We start from the raw sequence: 14,324 nt of genomic DNA on the forward strand, positions 1-14,324 counted from the left end.
ATGAAGTATATAGTTTTCGATACTTCTTCTAGAACTCTTCTTCTCTCGGCATGTAATGGCAGGGGAGAGATGGAGATAAAGGCTCGAGAAATCGACAAATTTGGCTCTTTGTTAGCCGTAATGGTAGAGCAGGCGATAGAGAATCTCAAGATTGAGGTCCCGAAACTCGACTTCATCGGGGTCGGTGTTGGTCCCGGTTCCCTTACGGGTTTGAGAGTAGGCATTGCAACAGCCAAAGGTATCGCCTTTCCGTATAATATCCGCGTAGTTCCTTTTAACTCTCTTGATGTACTGGCAAGCTCGATCGATGATGAGAGATTCATTGTCCTGAGACGCGGAAGAGAGGGACACTATTACTGGAGAGAATACAGAGAGAGAGTGCCGGTCAGAGAAACTGAGTTCAGTAGTACCGCCGAGTTAGTCTCCGCGATCGACTTGTCAGGGACGAAACTCTTCTTTGACGGTGAGATAGAACAGGCCTTCGAAAGATTTGATTGCAGTGAAGTGAGACATCAGGACCCCTCAGCGATGAGAGAAATCGCAGTTGAGAAGTTTGCTGCAGGAGAGTTCATACGTTATTCTGACCTTAAACCGATATACTTGCAGAAGTCAATCGCCGAAATAAACTGGGAGAATAGAAAGACTGAAAAAAGCCACTAATCCCTTCTCAGAAGTATTAGAGGGACGTTCATTTCCTCCTTCGTCAAACCTCCGTGCCTTCCTTTGAGCGAGTGTTCCTGACCTGTGTATTTGAAACACAATGATGAGTCGTCCTTGGATACGGTAATGAGCTCACCTATCCTCTTCCTGAAAGAATTGCTCAGAGGCCTGCCGAAGAGCTTTATTTCATCAAGATGGGATGGCTCTATGATCTCAATAGAGTCTCCAAAAAGCTCTTCCATCTTCTTTCTTGTTTTTTCTTTATCGAGAGAATATATGTAGGACATGCGCTGTTCACCTCCCGGCATGGAGTACATCTCATCGAAGATATCGTCGAACTTTGACCACCAGATCTCTTGCTCCCAAGGGGTTTCGATTTGACCGTGATCGGCAGTGATCAATAATGCCGTGTCTTGTTGCACCCTCTCTTCGAAAAACTTTTCAATTGCGGAGAACAGTATTGCGGTCTCCGAAATATACGACAGGGAGTTTGGACCGTACTTGTGACCGTAAGTATCGATAAGACCCCAGTAGACAACCGTCAGACTTTCGGATTCATCCGCAGCAAGGATGGTATTGAGTTCCTCGAACATATCTCCCAATCCATGAACACCCCTGGCTGTGCCTCCGCGAGAATGCATTCTCGTCAGTCCTGTGTTCACGAAACTCTTGGATGTGAGATGATAACCTCTTACGCCAGCTTCCTTCAGCGATTCGAAGATAGTTGGATTTTGATTGTACTTAAGGGGGTCAAAGCCCAATCTGGTGAGATTGTCCCTATCCTGAGTATAGGGAGTCAACTCGATCATATTCACTAGTCCGCCGTACTCTGGAATATTGAGAAGATACCCGAGTACTCCGTGCTCTCCAGGCGTTGTGGCCGTGAACAACGAAGTGAGAGCACTGGAAGTGGTTGAAGGGAAGACAGAAGTCAGACTTCTTACATCTTCGACAGAGAAGTGTTTGAAACTGCTTTTCTCAAGAACCTTCATCAAGTTATAATAGCCAACAGCATCGATTATGAATACCACTAGCTTATCTATTCCATCGATGCTAATTCCGTGCTCTGAGAAGCAATACTCCTTCACCCCTGAAGGTATCTCAGCATCGAAGTGCTTCAGAATGGCAGCTGATAGGTTTACTATTGAACCTCTGTCGTAATTGGGATAAACGAACTCCATCTGCAACACCTTCCATCTGGACAATCTTGAGCGCGACAGATTCCTATCTTACTAGTATCTACACTCGAACAGAGTGAGAAAAAACTTTACTGAATCCTTTCTCTTCAATTATATATGACATAGGTCTTTCCGCTCCCAACATTCACTGTTCGAAATACTCACGACCTTCAAAATTCAGGGGCCCGATCCCGGTTGCTTAGGGACGGGCTCCTGAAAATTAACTAGCTCTCATCACAAATCGGACGAGTTTAGGGTAAGTTACTCTTTCACTCCTCCCTGTGTCAAACCCCCAACGATGTAGTCCTGTAACACGAGGAAGAATATGACCATCGGAACTGCTCCAATCAACGCTGCGGCAGTGAATGGGCCCCAGCTCGTTTCGAATCTTCCCGAGAACTGCCAAAGGCCAACTGCGTATGTCCATTTGTTCATGTCCTGAAGAATTATCCTTGCAATCAGATACTCGTTGAAGATGTTCATAAACGTCAGAATAGCCACAACAGCCAGAATCGGTCTGGCAAGCGGTAAAATCACCTTTAAAAAGGCCTGGAATTTTGTTGCCCCGTCGATCATTGCTGCCTCTTCGAGAGAGCTAGAGATTGTATCGTAATAGCCTTTGATCAGCCAGATGTTGAAGGCAATTCCTCCTGAATAAGCAAATATCAGGCCTCCAAGCGTGTTTAGTCCCAGGAATGGAATTAAACTTCCAATGAACTGCAGCAAGGCGTAGAGAGCCACCATGAACATTATTGTAGGGAACATCTGAATAAGGAGGAGGCCAAGCAAGCCTTGCTTCCTTCCACGGAATCTCATTCTGCTGAAAGGATACGCAGCGAGAGCTGCAACGGCAACGCTGATAAGCGACACAGTAAGTGCTACGATTATTGAATTAAGAAGCCACCTGACGAAATAGAAATAAGTACTCTCTTTTTGTGCCCAGATCTGATTTGTTCTGAATAAGGCCCTGTCTATCTCCTTCAATATGCCATCATATGGAGATGAATAGGTTGTGGGCTTCTCGATTAGATCGGATATTAGCCTGGATGCACGTTGGTACTTGGCGTTAACCTGCTGAAAGAGAGAATTGTAAGTCTCCTGCATCCTTCCGAAGTCGTCCAGAGTTACCGAAGTCCCAAGGAATCTCAGATCGATGTAGTAGTTTACCTTGGAAGCAAGTTCATCCTTCATCGATCTCATAGTTGAGATTAGCTGATTCAGCAGAGCCGTCCCTTCCTTTGCCTCCAAATCAGCCCGAATGAAATCATCGTACCACAGAAGGGTCCTGTAACGGGTTGATGCTCTTATGTTGAAGTAGTTGTTCAGCACATCAGACAGCTTCGATACATAATTTCTGGCGCCTTCCAGCGAGATTATTTCCTCCTCCACAAACAGCATCGCAGCTTGTATACTAATCGCCTCAAGGACTTTTGCATGCTCTCTTTCTGCTCTCTCAGCTTCTTCTTGAAGTTCAGAGATCCTGTTCTCGAGGTCTTCCATGCTTTTCTTCAGGGATTCCAGTTCCGTCGTGAGAGCGATCGTTCTCTCCGATACCTCAATATACTCTGCAACACTCATCTCAAGAACAGGCAATACCCTCGACAAGTTTGACAGGGCTATGTCTATCACGTCTGCTCCTTTTAAGACTTCTGAGTTTGCAGATGCGCTTAGGAGAGCTTCGCCATTGCCTGAGAACCAGGCCATCTTATCCGAGAGATCGGAAAGACTTGTGATCAGCCCACGGACGTTCTGCATACTTGATAGCTGCTGCTGGAGAAGATCTATGGTCTCCTTTGCTGAATCGACTCTCTCGAGTGATGACCTGACTTTTGCTTCAGCCACAGCCGTGCTATTACCTGCGCCTTTACTGATTACCATTTGCAGCGGTGGAATCAGGGAAGAGAGTTTTCTAGTTTCAGACACGATGGTCGGAAATGCGACTTCAAAAGAGTCTTCTAGTTCGCCTAATGCCAAATTTAAGACTACTAGAGCCTTTTCGGTAGACTCGAGGCTCTTTTTTATTGCTTCCAACTTTTCATTTGCGGCCAGGTACTCATAGTAGTCGGTTCCAAAGGCCGTCTCCGCCAGGAAAGATAGTTCTTCAGAAAGGGCTGCACTGGAAGCAGTTGCCGCTTCCCATGCGTTACCGGCAGATCTGAAGGAATCATATAGGCCTGTCCTGATCCGGTTGAGCTCGGAGGCTTGATCTTCGGGCATCGAAGATTCGACCTCCCTTAGATATCTGTTAATAACTTGAAGCCACTCAACTCTTCGCCATTCAGAGTAGTCAATGCCAGAGAGAGATATGTAATCTTCAACAGAATTCAGTGATTCCACCACTTCTTTCTTGTTCTCAAATTCAAGGGTTTCTATTGCTAGCAGCGTCTCGTCGCGATGACGGAATACCTCTTCGTACAGGTTTCTGTAAGCTTCGAGAGACTCGATGACTTGTGATGACCTTTCGCCAAGCAGTCCGATGTAGAAGGGATAGGTTCCTTCAAGTGAAGGAGAGGCAGTTTGAAGAATTTCTCCTACCGCGTAGGCCGTCTTCAGTTCGTCTAGTCTACCTATCTCTTTGAGTCTCTCTTCGAAGAGGACCTTGTCTTTGAGTCTCAGCTCATTCATTTCCTTGATTATCATGCTCTCCATTTCTACCAGATTGCTTTCAATTGCAGCGGTACCGCCTTCGACTGCCCTAACCATTTCTTCGCTCTCATCCATAAGAGAATCGAATTTAGTGAGGAACTTCTCAACTGTATTCTTCAGATCCTCCTGGCTTTTCCCTCTGTAGTCTCCTGTGGCGTATGTTGCACTCTGGAGATCAAGAACAAGCCTTCCTACGCTTCTTTCCGGGAAAAGAAGGTTCCTATAGTGTTGAAGAGTTACTCTGGTTGAAAAGAGCCTTGACGAGAAAGCTGCCTGGTCACGTCTTATTGAAGTGCTTATCAACCAAACCATTGGAAAGAGAACCACAACGACAACAGCTATCAAGATTATGTGTCTTAACCAGTATTTTCTTCTCTCAACGGCCATTATCTGCTCACCTCTTCAAAGGAACCGGACAATTTAAAGTTTATCCAGCTGAAGCCGGCGACGATTATGAATATGATAATCGAAATGGCACTGGCAAAGCCAAAGTCCTGACCTCTCCCTTCAAACGCCAGCTTAAAAGTGTATGAGATCAAGATATCAGTTGCCCCAGCGGGTGTCGAAGCTCCAGGAATTGCGGGTCCACCTTGGGTTACCAGATAAATGCCGGTGAAGTTGTTGAAGTTGAAGGCAAAGCTGCCGACAAGCAAAGGTGCAACAGTAACCATTAACAGGGGGAAGGTAATCATTCTGAATCTCTGGAGTCTCGTTGCACCATCGATCGATGAGGCCTCATAAAACTCTTCGGGAATACTCTGTAAAGCACCGAGGCTTACTGTCATCATGTACGGGAAGCCCAACCATGTATTGACAATCAAGACTGAAACCTTGGCCCAAAAGGCATCGTTCAGCCACTTTATTGGTTCAAGCCCAAAGAGTCCCTGAACAATGAACCTATTCAGAACTCCATAGGTTTCGTTGAAGAAGCCATTTCTCCATACAAGAGCAGAGATAAAGGCAGGTACGGCCCAGGGAATGATGAGCAGTGTTCTGTAAATCTTCTTTCCCTTAAGTCTCCGATCATTCAGTGTGATTGCCAGCGCCAGGCCAATTACGAATGAGAAGAGAACGCTAAGTCCGGCCCAGGTAAACGTCCAGCCGAATACCTGAAAAAACGGGTCCCTTATCTTCGGATCCTGGAACATCCTAACGAAGTTCCAAAAACCAACGTCAGATATGTAGCCCTCAACTATGAACTCGTTTCCATTTGCGTCGATATCATAGAAAAAGCCACTCTCCTCGATCAAGGTCCTTCCCGTCTGCCTGTTATAGACAACGGTCTCCTGAATGGCTCTTCCGGCGGAGAATGAAGTCTCAGTCCTTAACGCATACTTCCTTTCAGTGGTGGCAAAGGTTGTGTAAAGAGAGTTTGGGAATAGTCTTATCTGGTTACCCTCCGAGTCTGTAAATTCGGCATTTCGGAGCCACACTCCTCTTATTTCGCTGAAGTAGAAGGGAGCGTTCGGCCTGGTGGAGGTGTCTTGGGGAGAATAAAAGTATATATACCTTGCACCGGCATCAGATAGGATAGCCAGGATTCGGTCATCCGGAGAGCGTGAAAGAGTGTAGTTCACCCCGCCGATAACGAAACTGTCCGATTTTATCTCCAACATCTTGGCGGTGGCCAGTGTGATGTTCCCCGATGCATCTCTGCTTACTACCTGAGGCCTAAGAGTGGCATACATCTCTCCATCCGTCTTCGACTTCAGAAGAGTTATGAATCTGTCTGTGGGGCTATAGTTGTCGAGCTCGATAAAGATGGAAAACTCGAATTCCTCGGGGTTTTCCGGGATGTAGAAGTAATCGCTGAGAAGCTTTTGAATTGACTGCTGCCTTGTGAATAGATGCCCGGTTCCGTAATTAGTGAAGGCAGTTCTGAAAGTGTAGTACATTGGATATAGCGTGAGAATGAAAAGCAATATCATTGCGGGAATCATATATCTGTACGGGTAACCCTTTGGATTCAACGCAATTATATCAATTAGCAGAGTCAGGATGACCATTGTTACCATCAAGCCGAAATTCCCATCGGCAAATAACAGATATATGCTCCATAGAGAAAAGGCATTGAATATTGCGAGGATAGCGAGAGAAAAGAGAAAGATTACAAATCGTCTTCCACTCAAGGTAATCCCTCCAGACAGTTAAACCAGAGCGCGGGAGTCTCCCGCGCTCAGTCTAACAAAATTAAGATTTGTGGATAAGTCAAGAGAGAACAATCAGTTTCCAATTGTAGTCTTGATCTTCTCTACTGCAGAATTGAAAGCGTTCTCCACTGTATCCTGACCGTTGATAATAAGGCCAAGTGCATCGCCCATTGCTCCCCATACGCTCGCCATTTCCGGAACGTTTGGCATTGGTGTTCCTACTGAAGCGCTCTTGGAGAACTGTAAAACATCATACAGCTCTGGACCGGCGTCCGCTTCAATAAATGCAAACACGTCGGCTCTTGCCGTACCTCTTCTCTCTCCGAGGAACATTCCGTACTGGCCGTCGAAGCTGCCGATGTAATTCACTACGAATTCAGTGGCTTCAAGCTTGTTCGGAGACTTTGAGTTTATCATGAAGCCCTGTACTCCAACGAATGGTCTCGGAGTTGTCCCATCGTCGAATGTGATTTCGCTGAAAGGAAGAATCGCGTAGTCGATACCCGCATCGCGGTAACTTGGGGTTGCCCATATGCCGTTAATAATGAATGCGGCCAGTCCGTCTTTGAACAAAGAGTCCATCAGGTTGTAATTTGGACCGCCAGGAATTAGACCTTTGTCGAACCAAGATTTGATGAGGTTTCCGCCTGCAATCGCACCCTCGTTGTTCAGGCCTATGTCGGTTACATCAAGACCCGCAGCAGTCTCCTTGAAGATATAGCCGCCTCTTCCCAGTATGAAAGGTGCGGAGTGATAGAAATCCCCAACTGCGTAGATCAGGCCCACGACTTCATCATCTGCAGCTTCGAAAGCAAGTTCTTCAAGCTCTGAGATTGTTTTCGGTGCTTCGAATACGAGATCCTTGTTGTAGATGATTGCAATCGCCTCAACAGTATAGGGGACACCGTAGAGGTTTCCGCCGTAGCTGAAGGCATCTAGAGTGACATCGTAGTACTGATCGGCTTCGGGAAGAAATGGAATCGGTTCGATAAGGCCATTGATAGCGAGTTCACCAACCCAGTCATGTGCGCCTACTATGATGTCGGGGCCCTCGCCTGCGGGAGCTGCGGTAAGGAACTTGGACTTTATGTCGCCAAAGTTCACCTGCTGAATCTCCACTTGAATTCCATAGTCACTTTCGAAATCTGCCGCCAACTTCTCAAGTGCAGGGATCTGGTTCTCAGAGGACCAAATCACCAACTTTGCGCTTGCAAAAGATAAGACTAGAAGTAGCACGAAAAGAACAGCTGCGAGTTTTCTCATCTTCTGAACCCTCCTTTGATAGAATTGGGATACACCCTAAACAAATTGTATCAGAAAGTTCCGGTTAATTAAAGAAGTGTTAATGCAGGGACTGAACAAAAAAAACGCCCCCATTCTTCATGAAGGCGCTAAGCAGTCTATAGTTGCCTCTTGTTAGCTTTAATACAGTTCTATCTTCGTGAATATTGTTAATAATACGAATCAAACTGGATATACCGTTATTCCTTCTCTAAAATCCTTCGCGACTTCAAAGTCGACTCTGAGAGAATCTCTGTATCTCTGACTAAGATACTTCTTTCCAACTTCTCCAAGTAACAGGTATATAAGAAGATCCTCATCGCATTCGGCCAGCAGGCCGAGTTCGTTTCTTCCTTTTTCGACTTCTGGGTCAAGAGTGTCGCCCGGCCTATGAGAAATCGACTCTTCATCTCCCATAACTCTTGATTTCAGTGACTTGTCGATTTCTGCAGGAGGTGTTCCATAGAATCCCCTTATGTATCTTTCTACTTCTTTCGTGATCGTCTTGTACCTCTCGTTGTTCATAACATTCAAGACCGCTTGCACGCCCACTATTTGAGATGTTGGAGTAACAAGGGGGGGATAACCGAGATCAGCGCGTACCTGCGGAACTTCTTCGAGAACCTCTTCGAATCTGTCGCTCATGTTCTGAGATTTCAGTTGGTTTATTAGATTGGAGTACATTCCTCCCGGAATCTGATTTTCCAAAACTGAAGTGTTTATAGTGAAACCTGCATCAGTGCCACTGTGATTCTTCCTAACCCTTGAAAAGTAGTCGTTTATCTCTTTGAGTAGAGGGTAATTTGGCTTCTCTGATAGCCCCATATCGTGTAATGTTGTCCATATGCTCTCGACTCCAGGTTGTGAGGTTCCGAATCCCATTGAAGACGTGGCGGTGTCGAGAATATCGGCCCCGGCCTCAGCGCTCTTCAAGTAAGCCATATCAGCAATACCCGTTGTGAAATGAGAGTGTACCTCCAAAGGGATAGAGTGCCTCTTCTTGATCTCATTTACAAGAGTTGAAGCCGTTCCAGGCTTCAAAAGACCAGCCATGTCCTTAATGCAGAGAGAGTCTGCGCCCAAATCCGCAGCCTTGTCGGAGATCTTCACGAAGTAATCGATGTTGTGAACGGGACTGGTTGTATACGACATTGCTACTTGAAGGTGCATTCCGGCATCCTTTACTGCGCTTGCCGACTTTTCCAGATTTCTTAGGTCGTTAAGGGCGTCAAAGATCCTTACAATATCAATCCCGTGATTTGCCATCGTCTTAACAAAGAGCTCTACAACATCATCTGCGTAGTTTCTGTAACCGAGAAGATTTTGACCTCTTAGAAGCATCTGAAGCTTAGTATTCTTAAATCTCTCTTTGAGTACATCGAGTCTTTCCCAAGGATTTTCATTAAGGTATCTAACACAGGAGTCAAAGGTTGCTCCGCCCCAGACCTCTACTGCGTGGTAACCAACCTGATCGACAAGAGGAGCTATATCTGCCAACTCAGCTGTTGTAACCCTAGTGGCCAGAAGTGACTGGTGCGCATCTCTCATCGTAGTGTCAACGAAACAGACTTTTCTCAACTTAATGCCTCCTTTCTGTGTACAATACTATGATAGAGGAGTGATGTTATGCAATCAAATAAAAGAGATTACGAATTCGACATAATCGTCATAGGGGCCGGACATGCCGGTATCGAGGCCGCATTAGCGGGCGCGCGAATGGGCATGAGAACGCTTATTCTAAATATTAACCTCGACACGGTTGGTTGGACGCCCTGCAATCCGGCTGTGGGGGGCCCAGCGAAAGGCATTGTCGTAAGAGAGATAGACGCGCTCGGTGGGGAGATTGCCAAGTCAACAGATAAGGCATCACTCAATATAAGAGTTCTAAACACCAGCAAAGGAGTTGCCGTCAGAGCACTGAGATCTCAGGTGGACAAGAACAGGTATAGCCAGATAATGAAAAGAATACTTGAGATGCAGGAAAATCTGCGCCTGCAGTCCGGAATTGTGAAGTCCATAGAAGTGGATAAGGGTCGTGTAAGAGGCATCACGACGCACTTTGGCCTCAGGTACTCTGCACGTTCAGTAATAGTTGCTTCGGGCACCTTTCTTGGAGGGAAGATATTCATCGGACCACAGGAGTTTCCCGCGGGAAGGCTTGGTGAGTTTCCAGCAACCGAGCTAACTGCATCGCTTAAAGCTTTGGGGTTCGAAGTCAGACGTTTCAAGACTGGGACCCCTGCAAGAATAGCAGGCAGATCAATCGATTTCTCCAGTATGGAGCGTCAGGGTACCTCAAATACCCCACTTTGTTTCTCATACTTTTCCGAGCCCTTTGTCCTTGAAGACAATCATCCGTGCTGGCTGACCAGGACAAATGAGAGAACACACGACATCATCAAGAGAGACCTCAGATTCTCGCCGCTGTACGGGGATGTTAAGCTTATCGATTCAAGGGGACCGAGATACTGCCCTTCGATTGAGGATAAGGTGATCAAGTTCTCTGATAAAAGTAGCCATCAATTGTTCGTTGAACCCGAGAGTGCTTTGAGCGACGAGTACTACTTGAACGGTCTTTCAACCAGCCTTCCTTTCGAGACACAGCTCGAAATGATCAGAACAATAAAGGGGCTTGAGAGGGCGGAAATCGTCAGGCCTGCTTATGCTGTCGAGTACGACTATATAGATCCGACTCAGTTGTACTCAACGCTGGAGAGCAAATTAGTCGAGAATCTGTATTTCGCTGGTCAGGTAAACGGGACCAGTGGTTACGAGGAAGCTGCCGGTCAGGGTTTGATCGCGGGAATCAACGCATCAGCGAAGCTGCATGGCGGGAAGCAGCTTGTACTAAGTCGATCGGAAGCTTATATTGGAGTTATGATCGACGATCTTGTGACGAAGGGAGTGGATGAACCTTATAGACTTCTCACGTCAAGAGCGGAATACAGATTGCTTCTCAGGCACGACAACGCGCACATCAGGCTTACAGAGTACGGTCATGAATACGGACTAGTGCCCGACTGGTTCAGTGAGAAGGTATCCCGATTAGCAAACCAGACCAGGAATCAGGTCTTAAGACTTGAAAGAGTGACCGTCAGACCTTCTGAAAGGTTGAACCAGCTATTAATTAGTAAGAGGAGTTCGAGACTCGATACGCCCGCAAAACTTTCGGGTCTGCTAAAAAGATCGGGAGTTGAGTACAGGGACCTTTCATACTACGATCCCGAACCGATTGTTGATGATGAAGTGATAGAACAAGTTGAAATAGAGATCAAGTACAGTGGATATATTAAGCGTCTTAGGGAAGAGGTCAAGAGGCTTGAAGAGCTCGAGGGAGATCTAATCCCCTCCAACTTAGATTATAGTGAAGTTTCCAACCTCTCAACAGAAGGAAGAGAAAAGCTGACAAGAACAAAGCCTACAACGATAGGCCAAGCAACGAGAATACCCGGGCTGACACCCTCAGACATCATGAATCTATCTTTTCATCTCAAGCATCAAAACCAGAAATAAGATCCGAGTTGGGTTCTGGTGTTATCGCGAGAGCAAGGTCTGTAATGTTTTTTCCAGATCTCTATGTTCAATTGACTTTCCGTCTTTCAGAAGAGAGAACGCGGCCTTTATTACAAGAACCCTAGGATACTTCACAGTCATTTCCTGAACCGGATCTGCAGATATCCGAAGACCCACAGAGCTGTTGTTTAGCATTGGACCATCTCCTGAACCTCTTGACACAAGTCATGAGGAATATTATAATCAATTTTGTGTCTGGGCTCGTAGCTCAGTTTGGTTAGAGCTTCCGGCTCATAACCGGGCGGTCGGTGGTTCGACTCCACCCGAGCCCACCAGACTCGGCGGCTTATGCCGCCTTTTTCTGTACTAATTTTAGCAGTTTTGCCAGTGTTCTTCAAGATAGTTTTCTTATATTTAACATATAAGTGACGAAACGTAAAGAAAGTAGATGAAGCATTTATGTACAATACGAGTTGCGGTTTACGGTTCGAGACTGATTTCATTCTAGTTTATGCACTAACCTTCCTGAAACAAATGTCATGTCCGCGAAAGTATCTTCTCTGGTCTTTAAGATATCTGAGCCGGTTACGAAGAAATCTGCTGGGTCCCCCGGATTGAGCGCGAAGGATCTGACACTGTTTGCTAGAGTGTGTCCGGTTTTGCTATACATCTCTATGCTGTCCTTTCTGGAGAAGAATCTATCGGCCGAAACGAGGTTCTTGACTACCGAAGTGCTCTCTACCGGTGAGTCAGTTGAGAAGGCAACAACTACTCCCATATCTCTCATCTTTCCAAACGGGTAGGCATCTTTGATCCGGATCGGCCCGAACCTCTCCGGTGCAATTGTGCTGTCAGAGTCAACGAAAACCGGTTGAATCGATGCGGTTAGTCTCTGCTCGGCAATCCTTCTTATCTGGTCCTCAGACGCGATCTGAACGTGAATTAGTCTATGCTTGAGAGTTTCACTGTTCGATCCTTCAAAAGCCAAGAGGGCCTCTTCCAGTGACCGATCTCCTATAACATGTACGCAGACCTGAATTCCTTCTCTGTCTGCTCTCCTCACGATCGGCCTAAGATCATCGGCAGTCATATAGAGGACGCCGGTTTCGGTCGGAGAATCGTGGTAAGGCTCAATCATCGCCGCCGTTCTTGCTCCGAGCGACCCGTCAAGATACATCTTTGCAGCTCTCAGTCGGAAGAAATCAGTTTCGAATTGCCTGCCATGTTTGATCATTTCCAGATCTTCTTTTCTGGAGATGCAGAGTTTTTCGTAGACTCTCATTTTGTTCGCGTTTGAGAGAGCCTCCATAAGGAGTTCATAATCTATGCCGTGATAATCGTCGCTGTGTACCGAAGTTACTCCATATTTCAAAAAGGACCTTGTTCCCGCTTCAATCGCTTCTCTGACTTCAGCAGGAGAGAGTTTTGCTATCCGGTCCATCTCCTCTAGAGCTCTCTCCTTGAGTATTCCAAGATCGATGTCCGAACCATCAAGACCGTGAAGCCTTTCAAGGTCGAATAGCTTTATCAGGGACGAGTTTACGCAGGCGATATGTCCGCATCTTCTGGTAATAATCGTCGGTTCTGAAGTGATGAGATCAAGCTTTCCTCTCACGGGCATAAACCCTAACACTTCCTGATCCCAGCCTCTAGCTCTTACTATCCTTCGATCAACGCTCAACCTATCGGCAAGCGATTCGATAGAGCTGCAGCCCTCTAGATCAACCTCCAGAGACTTTCTTCCCGTTCCAATGAGGTGTGCATGCGAGTCGACAAATCCCGGGTAAACGAATTTGCCTGAAATATCTATCTCTTGAGCACCATAAGGAGTATCTGCAGAGAATTCTCCTGAGTCTATGTAGAGGTCCTTGCGAGAATAAGCTCCGGTCTCTTCCAAATAGACAAATCCGCCTTTCAGGGAGTAACCATTCATAGTTCTTCTCCCGAGTTAGCGGCTATAAGACCACCGAGCGCGGCATTGTTTATCAGTAGGGAAATGTTTGCATCAAGTGTCTTCCCTCCTGACAGCAGCGCGAGTTTGCTGAGCAGATATGGAGTGAGAGTCTTCCCCGAGATCCCTTCTTTTACGGCTGCTTTTAGAGCGGATTCAATGAGAGCTCTCAATTCATCGTAGTCCATAGAGTCCATTTCGGGAATAGGATTAGCTACTAGCAGTCCGCCCTCTATTCCAAGCCTTTCTTTTTCTTTCAGAATCATCACTGCCTCTTCTGGGGAATCTATGGTTAGATTGATTTTGTAAGGGCTTTTTGAGCAGTGAAAGAACGGGAAACAATCGGTCTTGTAACCAACGATTGTTACTCCAAAGGTTTCAAGAAACTCCAGGGTCTTTGGTACGTCAAGAATGCTCTTCACACCTGCCGATATCACGATCATTCTAGTTCTCGAAAGCTCTATGATGTCTTGAGAGACATCCCAATCTACTCCTCTGTGAACCCCTCCGATTCCCCCCGTAGCGAATACAGAGATTCCATTCAATTTTGCAATAGCCATTGTAGCGCTGACGGTCGTTGCTGCATCTCTCTTCATCGCTGTTGCGTAGGATATCTCTGCAGTGCCGACCTTGAGGACATTTCGACCTGTTCCAAGTCTTCTCATCTCTTCCTCGTTGACACCCACGATAATTCTTCCGTCTAGAATTCCTATGGTTTTTGGTATTCCGCCATTTTCTTTGACTGCCCGCTCCATGTTCAGAGCAGTTTCGAAGTTAATACCTTGTGGAAGGCCGTGAGCTATAACTGTAGATTCAAGAGCTACAACTCTTTTCAACAATATTCACCTCTCATGATTCTCATATGCGGCAAGCTGTGTATAAATCTCTTCAGACAACCAGAACAGCTGCGAACCCAGGCTTCAAAGAACTGTTGAAGCAGGCTCT

General features: G+C 46.3%; 10 protein-coding genes and 1 tRNA gene. 3 read left to right on the forward strand and 8 right to left on the reverse strand.

The genetic code is table 11. From position 1 onward, the window contains the following. Positions 1 to 660, forward strand: coding sequence for a tRNA (adenosine(37)-N6)-threonylcarbamoyltransferase complex dimerization subunit type 1 TsaB (tsaB, locus tag B3K91_RS09980; protein WP_214078590.1), 660 nt, complete (start codon positions 1 to 3; stop codon positions 658 to 660). Here tsaB and B3K91_RS09985 read toward each other — a convergent pair. The 5 genes from B3K91_RS09985 to B3K91_RS10005 form a co-directional block, all read right to left on the reverse strand. Continuing rightward, the gene (locus B3K91_RS09985; RefSeq protein WP_214078591.1) at positions 657 to 1,841 is read right to left on the reverse strand and encodes an alkaline phosphatase family protein; all 1,185 of its coding nucleotides are present in this window, start codon (positions 1,839 to 1,841) and stop codon (positions 657 to 659) included. The genes tsaB and B3K91_RS09985 overlap by 4 nt on opposite strands. A gap of 258 nt (positions 1,842 to 2,099) precedes the next feature. Continuing rightward, complete coding sequence (locus B3K91_RS09990) at positions 2,100 to 4,871, reverse strand: ABC transporter permease subunit (protein ID WP_214078592.1); 2,772 nt, start codon at positions 4,869 to 4,871, stop codon at positions 2,100 to 2,102. Further along, positions 4,871 to 6,613, reverse strand: a complete 1,743-nt coding sequence (locus tag B3K91_RS09995) for an ABC transporter permease subunit (RefSeq protein ID WP_214060510.1) — start codon at positions 6,611 to 6,613, stop codon at positions 4,871 to 4,873. The genes B3K91_RS09990 and B3K91_RS09995 overlap by 1 nt, the downstream gene beginning before the upstream one ends. Before the next feature lie 93 nt (positions 6,614 to 6,706). Beyond that, a complete protein-coding gene (locus B3K91_RS10000; protein WP_214060509.1) occupies positions 6,707 to 7,897 on the reverse strand; it encodes a sugar ABC transporter substrate-binding protein in 1,191 nt (396 codons plus the stop codon). 201 nt (positions 7,898 to 8,098) lie between these two features. Beyond that, positions 8,099 to 9,493 carry a pyruvate carboxylase subunit B gene (locus tag B3K91_RS10005; RefSeq protein WP_214060508.1) on the reverse strand — a complete coding sequence of 465 codons (1,395 nt, stop codon included), beginning with the start codon at positions 9,491 to 9,493 and terminating at the stop codon, positions 8,099 to 8,101. A gap of 48 nt (positions 9,494 to 9,541) precedes the next feature. On the opposite strand from B3K91_RS10005, the gene mnmG reads away from it, so the two are divergent. Beyond that, entirely contained in the window at positions 9,542 to 11,428 is a 1,887-nt protein-coding gene (mnmG, locus tag B3K91_RS10010) for a tRNA uridine-5-carboxymethylaminomethyl(34) synthesis enzyme MnmG (RefSeq protein ID WP_214078593.1), read from the forward strand. Between the two features lie 21 nt (positions 11,429 to 11,449). On the opposite strand, the gene B3K91_RS10015 is transcribed toward mnmG, so the two are convergent. Continuing rightward, on the reverse strand, positions 11,450 to 11,623 hold the full coding sequence (locus B3K91_RS10015) for a hypothetical protein (RefSeq protein ID WP_165775337.1): 174 nt from the start codon (positions 11,621 to 11,623) through the stop codon (positions 11,450 to 11,452). Between the two features lie 62 nt (positions 11,624 to 11,685). On the opposite strand from B3K91_RS10015, the gene B3K91_RS10020 reads away from it, so the two are divergent. Further along, positions 11,686 to 11,763: transfer RNA gene (locus B3K91_RS10020), tRNA-Ile, on the forward strand. Positions 11,764 to 11,927: 164 nt separating this feature from the next. On the opposite strand, the gene B3K91_RS10025 is transcribed toward B3K91_RS10020, so the two are convergent. Together B3K91_RS10025 and B3K91_RS10030 are read right to left on the reverse strand one after the other, a co-directional pair. Continuing rightward, positions 11,928 to 13,361, reverse strand: a complete 1,434-nt coding sequence (locus B3K91_RS10025; RefSeq protein WP_214060506.1) for an amidohydrolase — start codon at positions 13,359 to 13,361, stop codon at positions 11,928 to 11,930. Next, a complete protein-coding gene (locus B3K91_RS10030) occupies positions 13,358 to 14,215 on the reverse strand; it encodes a pseudouridine-5'-phosphate glycosidase (protein WP_214060505.1) in 858 nt (285 codons plus the stop codon). Before B3K91_RS10030 ends, B3K91_RS10025 begins: the two co-directional genes overlap by 4 nt. Between the last annotated feature and the right edge of the window lie 109 nt (positions 14,216 to 14,324).

This window comes from Mesotoga sp. UBA5847, assembly GCF_002432735.1.
Taxonomy (GTDB): domain Bacteria; phylum Thermotogota; class Thermotogae; order Petrotogales; family Kosmotogaceae; genus Mesotoga.

Excerpts from the sequence above, each read along its gene's own strand:
- tsaB (WP_214078590.1), top strand. The coding sequence starts at position 1 with ATGAAGTATATAGTTTTCGATACTTCTTCTAGAACTCTTCTTCTCTCG.
- B3K91_RS09985 (WP_214078591.1), bottom strand. The coding sequence starts at position 1,841 with ATGGAGTTCGTTTATCCCAATTACGACAGAGGTTCAATAGTAAACCTA.
- B3K91_RS09990 (WP_214078592.1), bottom strand. The coding sequence starts at position 4,871 with ATGGCCGTTGAGAGAAGAAAATACTGGTTAAGACACATAATCTTGATA.
- B3K91_RS10000 (WP_214060509.1), bottom strand. The coding sequence starts at position 7,897 with ATGAGAAAACTCGCAGCTGTTCTTTTCGTGCTACTTCTAGTCTTATCT.
- mnmG (WP_214078593.1), top strand. The coding sequence starts at position 9,542 with ATGCAATCAAATAAAAGAGATTACGAATTCGACATAATCGTCATAGGG.
- B3K91_RS10015 (WP_165775337.1), bottom strand. The coding sequence starts at position 11,623 with ATGCTAAACAACAGCTCTGTGGGTCTTCGGATATCTGCAGATCCGGTT.
- B3K91_RS10025 (WP_214060506.1), bottom strand. The coding sequence starts at position 13,361 with ATGAATGGTTACTCCCTGAAAGGCGGATTTGTCTATTTGGAAGAGACC.